This is a genomic window from Microbacterium sp. GXF7504 (genome assembly GCF_054798235.1).
The window spans coordinates 204089-223543 of record NZ_JBSJZI010000005.1; the positions used below are offsets into that span (position 1 = coordinate 204089).

Here is a 19455-nt window from a genome sequence, read left to right on the forward strand (position 1 = left end):
GGGGATGTACGCGGTGACCTCGGTGCCGTTGCGGAGCTTGACACGGGCGACCTTGCGCATCGCCGAGTTCGGCTTCTTGGGCGTGGTGGTGTACACGCGGGTGCAGACGCCTGCCTGCTGCGGGTTCGACTTCAGCGCCGGCGCCTTGGTCTTCGAGACCTTCGGCGAGCGGCCCTTGCGAACCAACTGCTGAATGGTTGGCACGTTCTCTCCTTGGTTGTGCTGCACGGTGACAGCGACGTGGTCTCCCCCACCCGATGACGATGCACGCCCGGGCGGGCTCACGTGGATCCGCCGACGCAGCAGGATTCTGGCGCGTCTTTCGTGGTGGATATGCCGTGGGGGTGGCCTGTTCGCAGGCCGTGCCCTGAGATGGTGCGTCCGCGAGCGACCCGAGTCGAACCGAGGCACGACGCAGGGCGCGCATGAGCGCACACCCGATCAATGATACGCCCGCGCGACGCGCCCGGTCAAACGGCGGTCGATCCCGTTCTCCCGGCGGCCTCCGCCGGGCTCAGCGCTCGCGGCGGACGATGCGCAGGACCGCGTCGCCGAGGAGGAACTCCCCTTCGACCGCGACGCTCTGCCCCTGTTCGACCTCGGTGTCGTCGACCACGACGCCGTTCGTCGAGCCGAGGTCGGAGACGAGCCAGGCCTCGCCCTGGCGGCGCAGGAGCGCGTGCGTCTTCGAGACGGTGCGGGTCTCCTCGACCACCTCGACCAGCTGCGCGCCGGGCGCCGCGTGGACCGGTGCCGGGCGGCGACCGAGCACGACGGCGTCGACGGTGAGGTCCACGCTCGAGCCGTCGGGCAGCTGCAGCGCCCACGCGGGGCGCTTGCGGACAGCGATCACGGTGTCGTCGACCGCGTCGCTCATGCCGGGGCGAAACGCCGAGACGGATGCGGCCGCCGGACGCGGCGCGCCGGCCGTCGGCGAGCCGACGACCGCCGAGACGGCGCCGGAGTCCTCGGGGAACGCGTCGGGCTCGGCGACGTAGGGCTGACGCAGCACCGGGCGCGCGGGCGGCGCGACCGGCGGGGTCTCGACCCGCTCCGCCGGGGCCTGCGGAGCCGGCGACGGCGCGGGGGCCGCAGCCAACCACTCGGGGGTCTCCGGCTCGTCGGCGTCCACGTCGGGTGCGCTCGCCCCGGCGGGCTCGGGCTGCGGCTCCGCCTCGGGCGCCGGCATCCACCACGAGGTGACGGGCGCCGGTTCCGCCGGGGCGGCGGCGGGCGCCTCCCACGTGGCGGGCTCCGGGGCCTCCCACGTCGGGGGTGCCGGGACGGCTGCGGGCGCCGAGGGTTCGGGGGCGGCGGGCGCCGCCGCCGCGGCGGGGGACGCGGACGGCTCGGGGACCGGTGCCGGTGCGGGCTCGGCGGGCGTCTCGAAGGCGGGCGCCGGTGCCGCCGGGATCCACGCCGAAGGTGCGGGCACGTCGCGGCGGGCCAGGAGGTCGGGGGCCTCCCCGGTGTCGAGGCGGCCGAAGTCGGGCGACAGCGCGCGGAAGGCGTCCGCCGGATCCTGCTCGACGGCCGCGGCGTACGGCTCGTGCGTCCGGTCGGGCTCGGCCGGACCGAACCCGAGCACGCTCGCCCACACCGGGAACAGCAGCGCCGCGAGGACCGTCATGCCCGCCCCGTGACCGAAGGCCAGGTTGATGCGGTGCGCCGAGGTGACGATCGCGACGTAGACGAAGATCACACCGAAGACCGGGATGAGCAGGAGGAGCAGCAGCCAGCCGCTGAGACCGCCGAGGCGGAGGAACACGACGGCGTTGTAGACCGGCACCCACGCCTTCCATCCGGCCACCCCGATCTTCGTGTACACGCGGGAGAGCGCCAGCGCCGTCCACACGTACAGCACGAGGGTCGGCAGCGTCGACAGGAGTGCGATGAGCACCAGCGATCCGGCATCCGGGGTCGATGCCGTCAGGGCGGGGGCGGTGACGATCTGCATGTGCGGTGCCTCAGGGTCGGGGTCCGTCGAAATCACGGGGGTCGAAGGGCGCGTCGAGTGAACGGGTCAGGTCGTCCAGGAGCGCCTCGATCTGCGGCTCCACGAAGCGGGCGATGTCCCCCTGGATGCGCAGCCTGTGGTGGAGCAGGATGGCGCACACCTCACGCCCCACCATGTTCGCATAGTCGTCGGCGAGGGCCACCTCCTGCCGGAGGGCCGCCTTCGCCTCCTCGGACAGCGGCGGGAGGGCGGGGACGTCCTCGTCGGCCTGCTCGGCGAGCCCCGCGATCGTGAAGAGGAACGGTGCGCCCGGCGCGGGGTCGGGGTCGAGCGGCATCCCCTCGAACTCGGGGTCGAGCCCCTCGGTGGGCCGGTAGCTGCGGGCGCGGTTGCGCGCGGCCTGCTGGTCGAGCTCGGCCTGCAGCAGCGGCAGGTTCCGCGCCGTGTAGTCCGCGACCGCACGGTCGACGATGGCCTTGATGCGCGTCGAGAGCCCGTGCTGCACCGCATGCGGGACGTCGGCGCCGACGCCGGCGGCGGAGAGGATCGGTGAACCGAGGCACCGGCGGCAGGGTGCGACCCGGCCGCGGTGGGTGGAGGGCGTCCACCTGGGCAGCCAGCGCAGCCAGGCGTCCACGGCCTGGCTCACCTGCGTCTCCAGCGAGCGCTCCACGAACACCACGGTAGTCCCCGCGCCGTGCTTTCCGCGGATCCGCGCGGGTTTCTCCGCCCGGGCGGGCTCACTCGTCCTGGTCGTCGCGCTCCCATGGCCACTGCGGCCGGGAGGCGCGGGTGCGAACGAGCGCGATGGCCGACCACCCCGCCACGAGCGCGGCCCCCGCGATCACGAGGCCCTGCCACCCGAGCGCGAACGAGCCCGTCACCGCGATGCCGGGGCCGAGTTCACCGGCGGCCGCCGCGGCGGCGATCCCGGTCACGAGCACGTACGCCAGCCAGGTGCCGACGACCGCGACGACGACGCCGCCGTACGCGGGCTGCGGCCGCCGGACGGTCGCCCACGTCGTGCCGGCGAACGCCGCGAGGGCCGCCAGCATCCCCACGATCCCGGGGAGCTGTCCGAGCCCGGGGACGTCGATCACGTCGGTGTCGGTCGCAAGGCTCAGCAGGCCGAGTCCGGCGACGACGAGCGCGAAGAAGCCCACGACGCAGAACGCCACCGCGACCGCCGGACGGACCGGCGGACGCGGTGGCGTCGGCGGGACGGTCATCGCTGGTGCAGCTGCGGCCCCGCCTCGAGGGTGCGCTCGTACTCGCGCTGCGCGACCTCGTTGAGTTCGGTGACGCGACGGCCGCGGGCGGCGACCCAGGCGCCGAACCAGATGGTGAGTTCGCGTCCGAGCACGAAGGCCACGATGGCGTACGGCGCCAGCACCTGAGCCGAGAGCAGGTCCGCGCCCTCACGCTCGGTGAGCAGCCAGAACGGCGCCTGCAGGAGGACACCCAGCACGTAGCCGCCGTAGGAGACGAGGCCCACGAGGATGCCCCAGATCACCCAGTGCGCCCAGCGCGCCCGGTTGAGGATGGCGCCCAGCAGCCAGAAGCCGAGGAAGAAGGCGACCACCGGCGTCCAGAACAGCCAGGACGTCACGGTGCCGAGCACGTAGTCCAGCGCGGTGTCGCCGGACAGGAAGCCGAACGCGAACGCCGCACCGAGGATGATGCCGAGGTACAGGACGGCGAAGGCGAGCGCGGCGACGAGCCCGATGAGGCCGGCGGCGCCGCGGTTGCCGCGGGGGCGCGGCGGCTCCGGCGCCTGCACGAAGATCGGCTGCGCGGCGGCGGATGCGACGTAGGTGTCGGCGGGCGCGACGTAGGTGTCGTCAGGCGCGGCGTACGTGCCGGCGGGCGCGGCGGGCGCGGCGGGCGCGTCCTGGACCGGCTCGGCGTCGACGACACGCTCGGATGCGGTCGGCTCGGCGGCGTCGACGGGCTCGGCCGCGCCGGGGGTCTCCTCGAGCGGGCGGTCGTACCAGGCGGTCTCCTCGACGACGACCTCCTCGGCGACGACCTCCTCCGAGGCCGCGTCGTCGGCCGGTTCGGCCACGACGTCGCGCTCGACGACGGTCTCCTCGACGACGATCGGCTCGCCCACGGCCTCGCGGCCCGCGAGCTCGGCGTCGGCCAGCCCTTCGTTCGCGCGCGCGACGGCGTCGTCGACGCTGGGCTCCGCCTCGGCGGGCTCGCCGTTCGGGGTGGTGTTGGGGTCACTCATCGCAATCGGCTCCTCATACGGGGCGCTCGCCCGCACCGAGAGCGTAACCGTCGGCCGTCGGCGACCCGCGAAGGCGCGCAGTCGTGCGGGCGAATCCGCCCGCTACGGTGTGGGCATGTCCGCGCGACCCCGTCTGCTCCCCGTCCTCGGCACCCTCGTGCTCGCGTCGGCGCTCACCGCGTGCGCACCCGAGCCGACCGGTGCGCCGTCCTCGTCGCAGCCGGCTGCACCGTCGGCATCCGCGTCTCCCGACGACCCCGCGACGCCGACCCCGACGCCGTCCGCGACCCCGGTCTCCCTGCCGACGGACTGCCTGGAGATGCTGCCGGAGCCCGTCCGGGCACAGCTCGCCGACGTGCCGCTGAACGACCCCGCCAACGGCACCGCCACCGGGGTGCAGCCCGACGGGTCGCTCGTGTGCCTCTGGCGCGAGCCCGCCGCCGACACCACGTTCCTGGAGACGACGGTCTCGAGGGTGTCGCGCGGCGATGCCCTCGACCTGCTGAACCGGCTCGCGGACGAGCAGGGGTTCACCTGCTACACCCCCGCGGGCGGCACCCGCTGCGAGAAGAGCTGGGTGAACGAGCAGTACCCCGTCCAGGACGGCCGCACCCTGTTCTGGCGGGACGATGTGCTCATCGACACGTCCTACTCGAACCTCGCACCGTCCGGCTACACCGACGGGATCGTGTCGCGGATGTTCGGCTGACTCAGCCCTGCGGCCAGAGCTGCTGCGCCATCCGCTCGACGTAGCGGTCCGGCTGCCAGCCGTCGAAGGTCGTCGACACCCACACGCCGTCGCGGATGACGTCCTCCTCGACCACGGCGCCGTCGGCACGGGCGCAGCGCACGCCGTCCGCGTAGTCGGTGCACGCGAAGCCGCTGACCTCGAGCGCGGCGCGGGCGATCGACGCGGTGTCCGGATCGACGTCGGAGACCGTCGTGACGATACGGCCGGCGTTCACCGCGGTGAACGTGCATGTGACGCGCACGGTGGACGCGAGTGCGGTGGAGAGGGTCTCCGCCACGGTGACCGGCGCAGAGGCGTCCTGCACCGGGTCGCCACCGACCCGCTGGGTCAGCTGCGCCCAGAGCGCGTCGGTGTAGAGCGCCTGACACTCCGGTGCGGTGGTCTCGCCCTTGCCGTCGGCGCGGGCCTGCACGAACGAGGGCACCGATCCGGCGCCGCGGAGCGTGTCCCCGACGAGCGCGACCGCAGCCGGGATCGCAGGCACGGCGAGCACGACGAGCACGCCGACGACGGCGGCGCAGAAGATCCCCGCCATCCATGCCAGAACGCTGTTGCGCCCACCCACCCGTGCCACGATCCCTCCCGTCGTCCACGGTACGCGGCGCTGCCGCGACGACTCGGGAGCGGCGCGCGCGGGAACGCCGAAGGCCCCGGGCGGATGCCCGGGGCCTTCGGTCTCACGCTTCAGCTCAGTTGTAGGTACCGGGCGTGAAGTCGTCGGTGGAGAAGCTGTCGAAGTCGACGTAGCTCAGGTCGGCGTCGCTGTACGCACCGTCGGACGCGAAGATGCGGTTGGGGTACCGCTCGCTCTTCGCCTCCTCCGTGGCCTCGACCACGACGTTGCGGTACTTCGACAGACCCGTGCCGGCCGGGATCAGCTTTCCGATGATCACGTTCTCCTTGAGACCGACCAGCGGGTCGCGCTTGCCCTCCATCGCCGCCTGGGTGAGCACGCGGGTCGTCTCCTGGAAGGACGCGGCCGACAGCCACGACTCCGTCGCGAGGGACGCCTTGGTGATACCCATGAGCTCCGGACGACCCGACGCGGGGCGCTTGCCCTCTGCCACGGCGGCACGGTTCATGTCGATGAAGCGACGCGAGTCCACCATCTCACCGGGCAGGAGCTCGGTGTCGCCGTGGTCGACGACGGTGACCTTGCGCAGCATCTGGCGCACGATGACCTCGATGTGCTTGTCGTGGATCGGCACACCCTGGGAGCGGTACACGCCCTGCACGCCGCCGACGAGGTACTTCTGCACCTCGCGGGCGCCCATGACGCGCATGATCTCCTTCGGGTCCAGCGTGCCGACCTGCAGCGGCTGACCGACCTCGACGTGCTGCCCGTCCTCGATGAGGAGGGTGGCGCGCTTGAGGACCGGGTAGACGTGCGGCTCGTCGCCGTTGTCGGGCGTGAGGATGACCTTCTTCTGCTTCTCGGTCTCCTCGATCGTGATGCGGCCGGCGGCCTCGGCGATCGGGGACGAACCCTTCGGGGTACGCGCCTCGAAGAGCTCCTGGACACGCGGCAGACCCTGGGTGATGTCCTCGGCCGACGCGGAACCACCGGTGTGGAAGGTACGCATCGTCAGCTGGGTACCGGGCTCACCGATCGACTGGGCGGCGATGATGCCGACGGCCTCGCCGATGTCGACCATCTTGCCGGTGGCCAGCGAACGGCCGTAGCACTTCGCGCAGACACCCACCGCGGAGTCGCAGGTCAGCACCGAACGCACCTTGATGCTGGTGATGCCACCCTCGACGAGGCGGTTGATGAGCACGTCGCCCACGTCGGAGCCGGCCTCGGCCAGCACCTCGCCCTTCGCGTCGACCACGTCGGCCGCGAGGGTACGGGCGAACACCGAGTTCTCGACGTTCGCGTCCTTGATGAGGACGCCGTCGGCACCGGCCGCCGCGATCGGCAGCTCGAGACCCTTGGACGTGCCGCAGTCCTCCTCGCGGATGATGACATCCTGCGAGACGTCCACCAGACGACGGGTGAGGTACCCGGAGTCGGCGGTACGGAGGGCGGTGTCGGCCAGACCCTTACGAGCACCGTGCGTCGCGATGAAGTACTCCGCGACCGACAGCCCCTCGCGGTACGAGGAGATGATCGGACGGGCGATGATCTCACCCTTCGGGTTGTTCACCAGACCACGCATACCGGCGATGTTCCGGATCTGCAGCCAGTTACCACGGGCACCCGAGGACACCATGCGGTTGATGGTGTTGTCGGCCGGGAAGTTGGCGCGCATCGCGGCCTGGACCTCGTCGGTCGCCTCGGTCCAGATCTTGATGAGCTCCTGGCGGCGCTCCGCGTCGGTGGTCAGACCCTTCTCGTACTGGGACTGCACCTTGGCGGCGCGCTTCTCGTACTCGGCGATGATCTCGGGCTTGTTCGGCGGCGTCAGGACGTCGCTCAGGGCGACGGTGACACCCGAACGGGTGGCCCAGTAGAAGCCGGCGTCCTTGATCCGGTCGAGCGACGCGGCGACCTCGACCTTGGGGTACTCCTCGGCCAGCTTGTTCACGATCTGCGACAGCTTGCCCTTGTCCGCCTGCTCGCGCACGAACGGGTAGCCCTTGGGGAGCGTGTCGTTGAAGATCGCCTGACCGAGCGACGCGTCCACGAGGCCGTGGCGCTCGTAGCCCTCGGGGGCCTCGCCCTCGAGGAAGGTCAGCCCCGGGATGCGGATGCGGACCTTCGCCTGCAGGTCGAGGGTGCCCTCGTCCTTCGCCAGGATCGCCTCGCCGACCGAACCGAACACGCGGCCCTCACCGGCTGCGCCCTCCTTGACCGTGGTCAGGTGGTGCAGACCGATGATCATGTCCTGCGAGGGCAGGGTCACCGGGCGGCCGTCGGACGGCTTCAGGATGTTGTTCGACGCCAGCATGAGGATGCGGGCCTCGGCCTGCGCCTCCACCGACAGCGGCAGGTGGACGGCCATCTGGTCACCGTCGAAGTCCGCGTTGAACGCGGCGCAGACGAGCGGGTGCAGCTGGATGGCCTTGCCCTCGACGAGCTGGGGCTCGAAGGCCTGGATGCCCAGGCGGTGCAGCGTGGGTGCACGGTTGAGCAGCACGGGGCGCTCGCGGATGATCTCCTCGAGCACGTCCCAGACCTCGGGACGGGTGCGCTCGACCGCACGCTTGGCGGCCTTGATGTTCTGCGAGTGACCGAGGTCGATCAGGCGCTTGATGACGAACGGCTTGAAGAGCTCCAGGGCCATCTGCTTGGGCAGACCGCACTGGTGCAGCTTCAGCTGCGGGCCGACGATGATGACCGAACGGCCCGAGTAGTCGACGCGCTTGCCGAGCAGGTTCTGGCGGAAGCGACCCTGCTTGCCCTTCAGCATGTCGCTGAGGGACTTCAGGGCACGGTTGCCGGTACCGGTGACGGGGCGACCGCGGCGGCCGTTGTCGAACAGCGCGTCGACGGCCTCCTGCAGCATCCGCTTCTCGTTGTTCACGATGATCTCGGGGGCACCGAGGTCGATGAGGCGCCGCAGACGGTTGTTGCGGTTGATCACGCGACGGTAGAGGTCGTTCAGGTCGCTGGTCGCGAAGCGGCCACCGTCCAGCTGCACCATCGGGCGCAGCTCCGGCGGGATCACCGGGACGACGTCGAGCACCATCGAGGCCGGGCTCATGCCGGTCTGCAGGAAGGAGCTGACGACCTTCAGGCGCTTGATCGCACGGATCTTGCGCTGGCCCTTGCCCTCCGAGATCTGCAGGCGGAGGCTCTCGGCCTCGGCCTCCAGGTCGAACGCCTCCAGGCGACGCTTGATCGACTCCGCACCCATGTGGGCCTCGAAGTACTGACCGAAGCGGTCCTGCAGCTCGATGAAGATCTCGTCCTCGGGCTTGAGCTGCCCGACCTCGAGCGTGCGGAAGTCCTCCCAGACGCGCTCGAGCTTGGCGATCTGCTCGTCCGCGTTCTTGCGGATCTGCGCCATCTCCTTCTCGGCGGCGTCCTTGACCTTCTTCTTCTGGTCGGCCTTGGCGCCCTCCGCCTCGAGTGCGGCGAGCTCCTCCTCCAGCTTGGCCAGGCGCGCAGCGACGCGGGAGTCGCGACGGTCGCCCAGGTTCTTGATCTCGAGACGCAGGTTGTTCTCGTGTGTGGGGAGGTCGCGGTGGCGGGCCTCCTCGTCGACCGAGATCACCATGTACGCGGCGAAGTAGATGACCTTCTCGAGGTCCTTCGGCGCCATGTCGAGCAGGTAGCCCAGGCGCGAGGGCACGCCCTTGAAGTACCAGATGTGGGTGACGGGGGCGGCGAGCTCGATGTGGCCCATGCGCTCACGACGGACGGAGGACTTGGTGACCTCCACGCCGCAGCGCTCGCACACGATGCCCTTGAAGCGGACGCGCTTGTACTTGCCGCACGCGCACTCCCAGTCCCGGCTGGGACCGAAGATCTGCTCGCCGAAGAGGCCGTCCTTCTCCGGCTTCAGCGTGCGGTAGTTGATGGTCTCGGGCTTCTTGACCTCGCCGTAGGACCAACGACGGATGTCGTCGGCGGTGGCCAGGCCGATGCGAAGCTCATCGAAAGTGGTTGATTCGAGCACTGATTCTCCTGTGTAGGAATTCGTTCTTTGCCTGGCCTGGTTCAGATCTCGTCGATGGACGAGGACTCGAACCGGGTGGAGATGTTGATGCCGAGCTCCTCGGCGGCGCGGAAGGCGTCGTCATCGGTGTCGCGGAGGTTCACCGTGGTGCCGTCGGCCGAGAGGACCTCGACGTTCAGGCACAGCGACTGCATCTCCTTCATGAGGACCTTGAACGACTCCGGGATGCCGGGCTCCTGGATGTTCTCGCCCTTGACGATGGCCTCGTACACCTTCACGCGGCCGAGGATGTCGTCGGACTTGATCGTCAGGAGCTCCTGGAGCGCGTACGCGGCGCCGTAGGCCTCGAGGGCCCACACCTCCATCTCACCGAAGCGCTGACCGCCGAACTGCGCCTTTCCACCGAGCGGCTGCTGGGTGATCATCGAGTACGGACCGGTCGAACGGGCGTGGATCTTGTCGTCCACCAGGTGGTGCAGCTTCAGGATGTACATGTAGCCGACCGAGATGGGCGCCGGGAACGGCTCGCCGGAGCGGCCGTCGAACAGCTGCGCCTTGCCGGAGCGGTCGATGAGACGCTCGCCGTCGCGGGTGAGCAGCGTCGAGTCGAGCAGACCCGCGATCTCCTCCTCGTAGGCGCCGTCGAACACCGGGGTGGCGACCTTCGTGCCGGGCGCGGCCTCGCGGGCCTCCTCCGGCAGGTGCTTCGCCCACTCGGGCTCGCCCTCGACCTTCCAGCCCTGCTTGGCGATCCACCCGAGGTGGGTCTCCAGGACCTGGCCGAAGTTCATGCGGCCGGGGATGCCGAGCGGGTTCAGGACGACGTCCAGCGGGGTGCCGTCGGCGAGGAAGGGCATGTCCTCGACGGGCAGGATCTTCGCGATGACACCCTTGTTGCCGTGACGGCCGGCGAGCTTGTCACCGGCGGTGATCTTGCGCTTCTGGGCGATGTAGACCACGACGCGGCGGTTCACGCCCGAGCCGAGCTCGTCGTCGCCGTCCTCGGCGTTGAACTCCTTGACGGCGATGATCGTGCCCTGCTCGCCGTGGGGGACCTTCAGCGACGTGTCGCGGACCTCACGGCTCTTCTCGTTGAAGATCGCGCGCAGCAGTCGCTCCTCGGCCGACAGCTCGGTCTCGCCCTTCGGCGTGACCTTGCCGACGAGGATGTCGCCGGGACGCACCTCGGCGCCGATGCGGACGATGCCGCGCTCGTCGAGGTCCTTCAGCAGGTCGGGGCTGACGTTGGGGAGGTCACGCGTGATCTCCTCCTTGCCAAGCTTGGTGTCGCGGGCGTCGACCTCGTACTCCTCGATGTGGATCGAGGAGAGGGTGTCGTCCTTCACCAGGTCCTGGCTGAGGATGATCGCGTCCTCGTAGTTGTAGCCCTCCCACGTCATGAACCCGACGAGCAGGTTCTTGCCGAGCGCGAGCTCGCCGTTCTCGGTCGCGGGACCGTCGGCGATGACCTCGCCGGCCTCGATGCGGTCGCCCGCCGAGACGATGACGCGCTGGTTGTAGGACGTGCCCTGGTTCGAGCGGTCGAACTTGCGCAGGAAGTAGTCCTGCGTGCCGCCCTCGTCGAGCTGGATGGTCACGACGTCGGCCGAGACCTCCAGGACCACACCGGACTTCTGCGCGGTGACCACGTCACCGGCGTCGATCGCGGCGAAGCCCTCCATACCGGTGCCGACGACCGGGGACTCGCTCCGGACGAGCGGCACGGCCTGGCGCTGCATGTTCGCACCCATGAGGGCGCGGTTCGCGTCGTCGTGCTCGAGGAAGGGGATGAGCGAGGTCGCCACCGACACCATCTGGCGCGGCGAGACGTCCATGTAGCCGATCTCCTCGGACGGGAACAGGTCGACCTCGCCACCCTGACCGCGGCGGGCGAGCACGCGCTCGTTGACGAAGCGGCCCTCCTTGTCGAGCTCCGCACCGGCCTGCGCGACGATGTAGTCGTTCTCCTCGCTGGCGGTGAGGTAGTCGATCTGGTCGGTGACCCGACCCTCGACGACCTTGCGGTACGGGGTCTCGATGAAGCCGAACGCGTTGATGCGCGCGAAGGACGCGAGCGAGCCGATCAGACCGATGTTCGGGCCTTCAGGGGTCTCGATCGGGCACATGCGGCCGTAGTGCGAGGGGTGGACGTCACGGACCTCGACGCCTGCGCGCTCGCGCGACAGACCGCCGGGACCCAGCGCCGACAGGCGGCGCTTGTGGGTCAGACCCGCGAGCGGGTTGTTCTGGTCCATGAACTGCGACAGCTGCGAGGTGCCGAAGAACTCCTTGATCGCGGCCACGACGGGACGCACGTTGATCAGGGTCTGCGGGGTGATCGCCTCGATGTCCTGCGTGGTCATGCGCTCGCGGACCACGCGCTCCATGCGGGACAGACCCGTGCGCACCTGGTTCTGGATGAGCTCGCCGACCGCGCGGATGCGACGGTTGCCGAAGTTGTCGATGTCGTCGACGTCGACGCGGATCTCCGCCGCCTCGCCGCCACGGACGCCGGCGACGGTGGCGTCACCGCGGTGCAGTGCGACGAGGTACTTGATCGTCGCGACGATGTCCTCGACGGTCAGCACCGAGTCGGTGAGCGGCTTGTCCAGGCCCAGCTTCTGGTTGATCTTGTAGCGGCCGACCTTGGCCAGGTCGTAGCGCTTGGGCGAGAAGTAGAAGTTGTCGAGCAGCGCGCGGGCGGCCTCGGCGGCCACCTGCTCGCCCGGACGGAGCTTCCGGTAGATGTCGCGGAGCGCGTCCTCCTTGGTGAGGATCGTGTCCTTCTCCAGCGTCTCCTCGATCGAGGTGAAGCCGGCGAACTCGTTCAGGATGTCCTCGCTGGACAGGCCGAGGGCCTTCAGGAAGACGGTGACGGACTGCTTGCGCTTGCGGTCGATGCGCACGCCCACCTGGTCGCGCTTGTCGATCTCGAACTCGAGCCAGGCGCCGCGGCTCGGGATGATGCGCGCCGAGACGATGTCCTTGTCGCTGGTCTTGTCCGGGGTCTTGTCGAAGTAGACGCCGGGCGAACGGACGAGCTGCGACACCACGACGCGCTCGGTGCCGTTGATGATGAACGTGCCCTTGTCGGTCTGGAGCGGGAAGTCGCCCATGAAGACCGTCTGGGTCTTGATCTCACCGGTCTGGTGGTTCATGAACTCGGCCTCGACGTAGAGCGGGGCCGCGTAGGTCTTGCCGCGCTCCTTGCACTCCTCGATGGAGTACTTCTCGGGCTCGAGGTACGGGTTGGTGAAGCTCAGCTGCATGGTCTCGCTGAGGTCTTCGATCGGGGAGATCTCCTCGAAGATCTCCTCGAGGCCGCTGATCTCGGGCACGTCGGTGCGACCGGCGGCCTTCGCCTCGGCGACGCGGGCCTTCCAGGCCTCGTTGCCGACGAGCCAGTCGAAGGACTCGGTCTGCAGTGCGAGCAGGTCCGGGACCGTCAGCGTGTCGGAGATCTTGGCGAACGAAAGGCGGGAAGCCGCGCGTCCGTTCTTCGGGGTCTTGGTGGTGGAATCGGATGCGTTGGGCGCAGCAGCCAAGGGGAAATACCTCCATGGGCCCGGGTGGGGCTCGTGTCCTTGTCGTCAGGTGGAGTGCTCGTTCGCTCCCGAAACGTCCGTACCGCACGCCGCCATCTGCGGGGGCACCGAACGCACAAGCCGACCACCATATGAGGGCAGGGGGAACTGAGCGCAACTACTCACTGTAGTCGATCCGACGCGCCGTGTCCAGTCGATTCTTGACGACCTTCGGATGCTGCGGTATAACCGCGCGCCGCGCGGTCTCAGGCGGTGCGGAACCGCACGCGGGAGCCGGGCGGCGCCTGCGCGAGCAGGTCCAGCGAGGCCTCGTCGACCACCGCGATGACGGGGTATCCGCCGGTGACCGGACCGTCCGCGAGGAGCACGACAGGCCCCGCCGGCGGCACCTGCACGGCACCGGGCACCATCGCCTCGCTCGGCAGCTCCCCCGGGACGGCACGCTCGAGCACCGGCCCCTCCAGGCGCGCACCGACCCGGTCCGCCGCGGTGCCGACGGTCCACTCCGTCGCGGTGAGGCACCGCCGCGCCGCCGGGGTGAACCAGTCCGCGCGCGGGCCCCACCGCATCCGGAGTTCGCGGACCTCCGGCGGCCATCCCCAGGGTCCCGCGTCCAGCGGCGGGACGGGGCCGGCGGGCGGCCCGGCCGTGACGACGTCGCCCGCCGCGAGGGGTGCCGGACCGAGCCCGGCGAGGGTGTCGGTCGAACGGGAGCCGAGTGCCGCCGGCGCGGCGACGCCGCCCGCGACGGCCAGGACGACCCGTGCCCCGCGGGTCGGGAAGCCGAGCTCCAGCGTCTGGCCCGCACGCCAGTGGAGCGCGCGGTACTGGTCGACCGGGCGGCCGGCGAGGCGGGTCGGTGCCCACGCGCCGGTCGTCGCGATCCAGACGTCGCGCAGCGCGGTCGCGCGAAGGCCGCCCGGGCCGACCTCGATCGCGGCGGCGTCCTCGGGGTTGCCGACGAGCCGGTTGGCCAGCCGCAGCGCGCCGCGGTCGAGGGCGCCGGAGGTCGAGACGCCGAGGTGCGCGAGCCCCGGGCGGCCGAGGTCCTGCACGGTCGCGACCCCGACGGCGTCCACGCGGGCAATCGGGGTGCCGCCGTGCGCGTGTGCGGGGGACGACGCGGGCGATGCCGCCGTCGCGGGCTCGGGCGCCGCCGCGATCTCGACGGCGCCTGCGCGCTCCGGCACGAACCGCACGCGAGCGCCCGGCGTGAGGAGGGCGGGCCGCGCCGCATCCGGGTCGAAGAGCCGCACCGGCGTGCGGCCGATGAGCCGCCAGCCGCCCGGCGTCTCCCGCGGATAGGCGCCCGCGAACCCCGCCGCGAGCCCGACCGCCCCGGCCGGCACGCGGGTGCGCGGGGTCTCGAGCCTCGGCACGTCGAACGGCCACCCGTCACCGACGAGGTAGCCGAACCCCGGGGCGAACCCGGTGAACGCGACCCGCCACGGGGTGCGCGCGTGCCGGTCGACGAGGTCGCCGGGGGTCACGCCCAGCATCCGCGCCGTCTCGTCGAGGTCGGCGCCGTCGTAGACCACCGGGAGCGCCACCTCGTCACCGCCGGCGTCCGCCGGGGCCGCGTCCGGATCGGCCGCCGCGACCCAGTCGCGGACCGCGGCGGCGCGGATGCGGGCGGGGTCGAACCGCACGAGCACGGTCCGGGCCGCCGGCACGAGACCGGTGACCCCCGCCGAGGGCGCTTCGGCGAGCGCGGCGTGCAGGGCGAGCACCGCGGTCACGTCGTCGACCTCGACCAGGAGTGCCTCCCGGCCCATCGGCAGGATGCGGCGCGCGACGCTCATGACCGGTTCACCACGGTGCGCGCACCGGGATCCCCCGGTCGTCGAGGGCGGCGCGCACCCGGCGGGCCATCGCCACGGCCGCCGAGGTGTCGCCGTGCAGGCAGAGGGAGACCGCATCCGTCACGACGACGGTGCCGTCGACCGCGACGACCTCGCCCCGCTCGGCGAGCCGCACCGCACGGGCGGCGACCTCGTCGGGTTCGTGCAGCAGGTCGCCGGGCTCGCCGCGCGGCACGAGCGTGCCGTCCGGGAGGTACCCGCGGTCGAGGAACGCCTCGCGGTGGAACGGCAGGCCGGCGGCGCGGGTCGCGGCAGCGAGCGCGTCGCCGAGGCCGAGCACCGGGAGCGGGCGGCCGAGCCGGTCGGCGAGGGCGAGCACGGCCCGCACGACGGCGTCCGCCGACGCCGGATCGGCGCCCGCCACGTGGTAGAGCGCGCCGTGCGGCTTGACGTAGCGGAGGTCGGCGCCGGCGGCCACGAGCGCGTCGAGCTGGGTCGCGACGACCCGGCGCAGGTCTTCCGGCGGCATCGGCATCGCGACCCGGCCGAAGCCGGCACGGTCGGGGAAGGACGGGTGCGCGCCCAGTGCGACGCCGTGCGCGGCGGCCCGCGCGACGGCCTCCCGCATGGACGCCTCGTCGCCCGCGTGCCCGCCGGCGGCGACCGACGCGCTCGTGATGAGCGCGAACATCGCCTCGTCGTCGGCGGTGGGGCGGCCGTCCACCGTCTCGCCCAGGTCGGCGTTCAGATCCATCGCGCGCACGCGCCCACGCTAGCCGGAGGCGGGATAGCGTGGGTGCATGGCACGGGCCCGGTACGAGGAGATCGAGCGTCCCCAGGCACGGCTGAGCGACGGGTCGATCGCCCGCGTCGTCCCCTCCGCGTTCACCTCCGGCTTCGAGCTCGAGGTCGCCGGGACCCCGCAGTCGCACGTGGACCTCGAGGACCCGACGCACCTGCACTTCGAGTACGTCGCGCGCATGGGCGCCGTCATCGACCGGCTCCGGATGCCGGGACAGCCGCTGACGGCCGTGCACCTCGGCGCGGGGGCCCTCACCATCCCGCGCTACATCGAGCACACCCGCCCCGGGTCGCGGCAGCAGGTCATCGAGCTGGAACCGGCCCTCGTCGAACTCGTGCGCGCGCAGCTGCCGCTCCCCCGCGGCGCGTCCATCCGGGTGCGCATCGGCGACGCCCGGGAGGGACTCGGGCGCCTCCCAGCCGGCCTCACCGGCAACGTCGACCTCCTGGTCTCCGACGTCTACGCCGGCTCGCAGACCCCCGCGCACCTCACCACGATCGAGTTCTACCGCGAGGGCGCGGCGCTGCTCGCCCCCGGCGGCGTGCTGCTCGTGAACGTCGCGGACGGCGCCGGACTGGCGTTCGCACGCCGGCAGGTCGCGACCGTCCGCGAGGTGCTCGAGCACGTGGTCCTGCTCGCCGAAGTGCAGACGTTGAAGGGGCGCCGCTTCGGCAACCTCGTCATCGCCGCATCCGCCGCGCCGCTGCCGACCGAGTGGCTGCCCCGCCTCATGGCCGCGGGTCCCCATCCGGCGAAGGTCGCGCACGGGGCCGAACTCGACGCGTTCGTCGGGTCGGTGCGCCCGGTGACCGACGCCGACGCGCAGCCGTCGCCGAAGCCGGCGTCGTCGATCTTCGAACGCTGAGGGGCGACACCGGCGCCGGACCGGCGTGGCCTGAACGGCGGCGGCCGTTCCTCCGTGCACACTGGATGGGGCATGGCCGGACGCGGGAAGGAGTCGTCGTGAGCAACATCAAGGGATACGACCCCGAGACCCTGCGGGAGATCGTCGACGAGCGCGAGTGCACCGAGCGGCTGGAGGAGATCGGGGCGCTGCGGAGCCTCCCCGCGCTCCTCGAGCGGGTGTGGCTGCTGAAGGTGACCGGGCAGCTCGACGAGGCCCTCGCCGTCTCCGAGCAGTCCGTCCGGGTGGCCCGCATGGGCGGCACCCGCAAGGACCTGCTGCGCGCCCGCATCCTGCACGCCACCGTGCTGCAGTGGCGCGGCCAGTACGGTCCCGCCGAGCAGGAGCTCACGTTCTGCGCCGAGGAGGCCGAGGGGCAGGGCTGGGCCGGGATCGCCGCGTTCGCCTACCAGCACCGCGGCAAGACCCGGTTCGACGCGGAGGACCTCGAGGGCGCGCGCGCCGACTTCAAGCGGACGCTGTTCCTGCGCCAGGAGGCCGGTGCCAGCGACGACGAGCTCGAGCCGACGCTCCTCGCGATCGACGCGATCGACCGCCGACGCGTCCGCGAGACCGTCGCGAGCTGAGCGTCCGGACCCCCGCGTACGCTGCCCGCATGTCCGAACCGCACCGCGTCCGCGCCTGGGCGGAGGCGTTGATCGCCCTCCACCTCGACGACGGGTGGACGTTCGGGTTCGACAACGCCAAGCGCCGCGCCGGGCAGTGCGACTTCTCGCGCAAGCGCATCAGCGTCTCGCGCTACCTCTCGGCGCGCCACGACGACGACGAGAACCACCAGACCCTGCTCCACGAGGTCGCGCACGCGCTGGCGGGTCCCGCCGCCGGGCACGGCCCGGAGTGGAAGCGCGTCGCCCGCAGACTCGGTTACGTCGGCGGCACGACCCACCACGGTGAGACCGCGGTCGAGCTCGCCTCCTGGGTCGGCACCTGCCCGGCGGGGCACGTCGTCTACCGGCACCGCCGGGCGTCGCGGGCGACCTCCTGCGCGATCTGCGCGCCCCGGTACGACCCGCGGCACGTGTTCACCTGGACGCGGCGCGAGATCACCCCGGCGCAGCGCCGCGCCGCCGCGACCCCGCGCTGAGTCCGCCCGTCCGCGGGGGTGCGGGTCGCGGCCGCGGTGCGCGGTGACCGCTCCAGATCAGGAGATATCCCGAGCACAGGAGGATCCACGGCAGATCATCCTGACCCGGGGATTTCTCCTGATCCCGGGCTGCTTCCGGTCGGTGGGCAGCCGGGCCCGGCGGCGGCATCCGCCGTGCACAACTGCGGAGTTCGTGGCCGACACGCCGTGCACGGATGCCGCCGGCGCGGCGTGTCGCGCAGCATCTCCGCAGTTGTGCTCGGGCGCAGCATCCCGGGCCGGGGAGGCGAGGCGCAGCATCCCGGTCGTGCGGGACGCGGCGACCGGGGTGCACGCCGACGCGAGCACCCCGGGCGACCGCGCCGAACCACCCCTCTTTCAGCGAGCGACCCCCTTTCCTGCCGCAGAAAAAGGGGTGGGCCGCAGGAAAGGGGGTGGCTCGGCGGGGGCAGGACGCGGGATGCAGCGGGCGGGAGCGCGGGGGCGAGACGCGGGCGCGCGAGGGCGAGACGCGGGCGCACGACGCGGGGGCGCGACCCGGCGCCGGACGCGGGGCGGGTCAGGCGGCGGTGAAGACGCCGTCGCGGAGGACGGGCACGACGTCGAGGGCGTCGACCTGCGCGGCGGCGAGCACCTCGTCACGGCGGTCCGCGTCGAGGAGCTCCTGGCCCGACCCGGATGCGGTGAGCAGGTGCCGCAGTGCACGGCGCAGCCCGCGGAACGCCTCGCCGGCGGCCGCGGTCTCGGGGGAGGTGTGGTCGATGCCGAGGGCGCCCAGCGCGTCGACGACCGCACCGGCACCGAACTGGTCCTCGACCGTGAACCGCGTGCCGGATGCGGTGGGGTCGCCGAGCGCGACGATCGCGACCGAGGTGCGGTCGGCGCGGCGGCGCTGCTCGGCGAGCACCTCACGGGCGACGGCCGAGGCGTTCACGAGTCCCGCCGCGAGCACGAGCGCGTCGCCGGCGGTGGCGACCGCATCCGTCAGCGCCTCGGGCACCGGCACGGACTCGCCGCGCGCCACCGCGTCGGCGATCCGGGTGCCCTCGAGCAGCACGTCGACGAGGACGACGACGTCGGCGGGCGCGAGTCGGTCGAGGCCGTCGGTCCCCCACTCGAAGCGGACCTGGTACCGGGACTGATCGAACGGAGACGGCATCCCATCAGCGTAGGGTCGGCCTCCGCGCAGCGCCGAACCGGGCGTCACGATTCGTCCCACGGGCGTGTCCACCCCCGTGACGCGGCACGGACCCGGGTGCGACACTCGGGTATGCGCATCCTGCAGAAGTTCGAGATCGCCTGCGACCCCGACGCCGCCTGGCGGGCGCTGCATTCCCCGCAGGCGCTGGCCGAGCTCTACGGCCCGCTGCTGGAGGTGCGACCGATCTCGGACGCGCCGACCAGCTGGGAGCCGGGACAGGATGCGGCGGTGGCGATGTCCGCGTTCGGCGTCGTGCCCCTCGGGAGCCAGTACATCTCGGTGAGCGACCGGTACGTCGACGAGCACGCCGGCCGCGTGCGGATCCTCCGCGACGCGGGAACGCCGCTCACCGGCCCGCTCGCCACCCTCGACGTGTGGGACCACCAGATGGCGGTCTCCCCCGTCGCCGGCGACCCCGCCCGCACCCTGTGGCGCGAGCGGCTCGTCATCGGCGGCCGCACCGCTCCGCTCCTCTGGCCGACGCTGTGGGCGATGTGGCAGTGGCGGGCCGCCCGCATCCGTTCGCTCGCCCCGTCCTGGGCCCACGACCCCGCGCCGGTCACCGAGTGACGGAACCGGACGGTCGGGAC

At 71.9% G+C, this 19455-nt stretch carries 15 protein-coding genes and 1 pseudogene; 5 read left to right on the forward strand and 11 right to left on the reverse strand.

The features are described from left to right. The 5 genes and pseudogenes from ACWAUO_RS13480 to ACWAUO_RS13500 form a co-directional block, all read right to left on the reverse strand. A pseudogene (locus tag ACWAUO_RS13480) lies at positions 1-204 on the reverse strand (30S ribosomal protein S12); the annotation flags it as partial. 310 nt (positions 205-514) lie between these two features. Further along, positions 515-1957 carry a DUF5684 domain-containing protein gene (locus tag ACWAUO_RS13485; protein WP_460776121.1) on the reverse strand — a complete coding sequence of 481 codons (1443 nt, stop codon included), beginning with the start codon at positions 1955-1957 and terminating at the stop codon, positions 515-517. Positions 1958-1967: 10 nt separating this feature from the next. Further along, on the reverse strand, positions 1968-2630 hold the full coding sequence (locus ACWAUO_RS13490) for a spermidine/putrescine ABC transporter substrate-binding protein (RefSeq protein ID WP_460776122.1): 663 nt from the start codon (positions 2628-2630) through the stop codon (positions 1968-1970). 67 nt (positions 2631-2697) lie between these two features. Beyond that, on the reverse strand, positions 2698-3186 hold the full coding sequence (locus tag ACWAUO_RS13495; RefSeq protein ID WP_460776124.1) for a hypothetical protein: 489 nt from the start codon (positions 3184-3186) through the stop codon (positions 2698-2700). Beyond that, positions 3183-4190, reverse strand: a complete 1008-nt coding sequence (locus ACWAUO_RS13500; RefSeq protein WP_460776126.1) for an ABC transporter — start codon at positions 4188-4190, stop codon at positions 3183-3185. Before ACWAUO_RS13500 ends, ACWAUO_RS13495 begins: the two co-directional genes overlap by 4 nt. Before the next feature lie 115 nt (positions 4191-4305). On the opposite strand from ACWAUO_RS13500, the gene ACWAUO_RS13505 reads away from it, so the two are divergent. After that, a complete protein-coding gene (locus tag ACWAUO_RS13505; RefSeq protein WP_460776128.1) occupies positions 4306-4899 on the forward strand; it encodes a hypothetical protein in 594 nt (197 codons plus the stop codon). 1 nt (position 4900) lies between these two features. On the opposite strand, the gene ACWAUO_RS13510 is transcribed toward ACWAUO_RS13505, so the two are convergent. The 5 genes from ACWAUO_RS13510 to ACWAUO_RS13530 form a co-directional block, all read right to left on the reverse strand. Next, the gene (locus tag ACWAUO_RS13510) at positions 4901-5476 is read right to left on the reverse strand and encodes a hypothetical protein (RefSeq protein ID WP_460776129.1); all 576 of its coding nucleotides are present in this window, start codon (positions 5474-5476) and stop codon (positions 4901-4903) included. Between the two features lie 154 nt (positions 5477-5630). Further along, a complete protein-coding gene (locus ACWAUO_RS13515) occupies positions 5631-9506 on the reverse strand; it encodes a DNA-directed RNA polymerase subunit beta' (protein WP_460776131.1) in 3876 nt (1291 codons plus the stop codon). 41 nt (positions 9507-9547) lie between these two features. After that, positions 9548-13051 (reverse strand): DNA-directed RNA polymerase subunit beta, encoded by a 3504-nt coding sequence (gene rpoB, locus ACWAUO_RS13520; RefSeq protein ID WP_460776133.1) that lies wholly within the window; start codon positions 13049-13051, stop codon positions 9548-9550. 245 nt (positions 13052-13296) lie between these two features. Next, the gene (locus ACWAUO_RS13525) at positions 13297-14853 is read right to left on the reverse strand and encodes a 5-oxoprolinase subunit B/C family protein (RefSeq protein ID WP_460776134.1); all 1557 of its coding nucleotides are present in this window, start codon (positions 14851-14853) and stop codon (positions 13297-13299) included. Between the two features lie 7 nt (positions 14854-14860). Beyond that, positions 14861-15616 (reverse strand): 5-oxoprolinase subunit PxpA, encoded by a 756-nt coding sequence (locus ACWAUO_RS13530; RefSeq protein ID WP_460776136.1) that lies wholly within the window; start codon positions 15614-15616, stop codon positions 14861-14863. Positions 15617-15653: 37 nt separating this feature from the next. Between ACWAUO_RS13530 and ACWAUO_RS13535 the strand changes: the two genes are divergently transcribed. The 3 genes from ACWAUO_RS13535 (at position 15654) to ACWAUO_RS13545 (ending at position 17664) form a co-directional block, all read left to right on the forward strand. Then, positions 15654-16520: a spermidine synthase gene (locus ACWAUO_RS13535; protein ID WP_460776137.1), complete on the forward strand. Its 867-nt coding sequence runs from the start codon at positions 15654-15656 to the stop codon at positions 16518-16520. Between the two features lie 98 nt (positions 16521-16618). Next, the gene (locus ACWAUO_RS13540) at positions 16619-17146 is read left to right on the forward strand and encodes a hypothetical protein (protein ID WP_460776139.1); all 528 of its coding nucleotides are present in this window, start codon (positions 16619-16621) and stop codon (positions 17144-17146) included. Positions 17147-17175: 29 nt separating this feature from the next. Beyond that, positions 17176-17664: a SprT-like domain-containing protein gene (locus tag ACWAUO_RS13545; RefSeq protein WP_460776140.1), complete on the forward strand. Its 489-nt coding sequence runs from the start codon at positions 17176-17178 to the stop codon at positions 17662-17664. Positions 17665-18223: 559 nt separating this feature from the next. On the opposite strand, the gene ACWAUO_RS13550 is transcribed toward ACWAUO_RS13545, so the two are convergent. Next, positions 18224-18823, reverse strand: coding sequence for a 2-phosphosulfolactate phosphatase (locus tag ACWAUO_RS13550; protein WP_460776142.1), 600 nt, complete (start codon positions 18821-18823; stop codon positions 18224-18226). Between the two features lie 111 nt (positions 18824-18934). Here ACWAUO_RS13550 and ACWAUO_RS13555 point away from each other — a divergent pair, with 111 nt between their 5' ends. Then, entirely contained in the window at positions 18935-19435 is a 501-nt protein-coding gene (locus ACWAUO_RS13555; protein WP_460776144.1) for a hypothetical protein, read from the forward strand. The last annotated feature ends 20 nt before the right edge of the window (positions 19436-19455 follow it).

What these genes read in the sequence shown, in the direction of transcription:
- ACWAUO_RS13510 (WP_460776129.1), bottom strand. Translation starts at nt 5,476, where the DNA reads ATGGCGGGGATCTTCTGCGCCGCCGTCGTCGGCGTGCTCGTCGTGCTC.
- ACWAUO_RS13525 (WP_460776134.1), bottom strand. Translation starts at nt 14,853, where the DNA reads ATGAGCGTCGCGCGCCGCATCCTGCCGATGGGCCGGGAGGCACTCCTG.
- ACWAUO_RS13495 (WP_460776124.1), bottom strand. Translation starts at nt 3,186, where the DNA reads ATGACCGTCCCGCCGACGCCACCGCGTCCGCCGGTCCGTCCGGCGGTC.
- ACWAUO_RS13555 (WP_460776144.1), top strand. Translation starts at nt 18,935, where the DNA reads ATGCGCATCCTGCAGAAGTTCGAGATCGCCTGCGACCCCGACGCCGCC.
- ACWAUO_RS13550 (WP_460776142.1), bottom strand. Translation starts at nt 18,823, where the DNA reads ATGCCGTCTCCGTTCGATCAGTCCCGGTACCAGGTCCGCTTCGAGTGG.
- ACWAUO_RS13505 (WP_460776128.1), top strand. Translation starts at nt 4,306, where the DNA reads ATGTCCGCGCGACCCCGTCTGCTCCCCGTCCTCGGCACCCTCGTGCTC.
- ACWAUO_RS13485 (WP_460776121.1), bottom strand. Translation starts at nt 1,957, where the DNA reads ATGCAGATCGTCACCGCCCCCGCCCTGACGGCATCGACCCCGGATGCC.
- ACWAUO_RS13500 (WP_460776126.1), bottom strand. Translation starts at nt 4,190, where the DNA reads ATGAGTGACCCCAACACCACCCCGAACGGCGAGCCCGCCGAGGCGGAG.
- ACWAUO_RS13535 (WP_460776137.1), top strand. Translation starts at nt 15,654, where the DNA reads ATGGCACGGGCCCGGTACGAGGAGATCGAGCGTCCCCAGGCACGGCTG.
- ACWAUO_RS13545 (WP_460776140.1), top strand. Translation starts at nt 17,176, where the DNA reads ATGTCCGAACCGCACCGCGTCCGCGCCTGGGCGGAGGCGTTGATCGCC.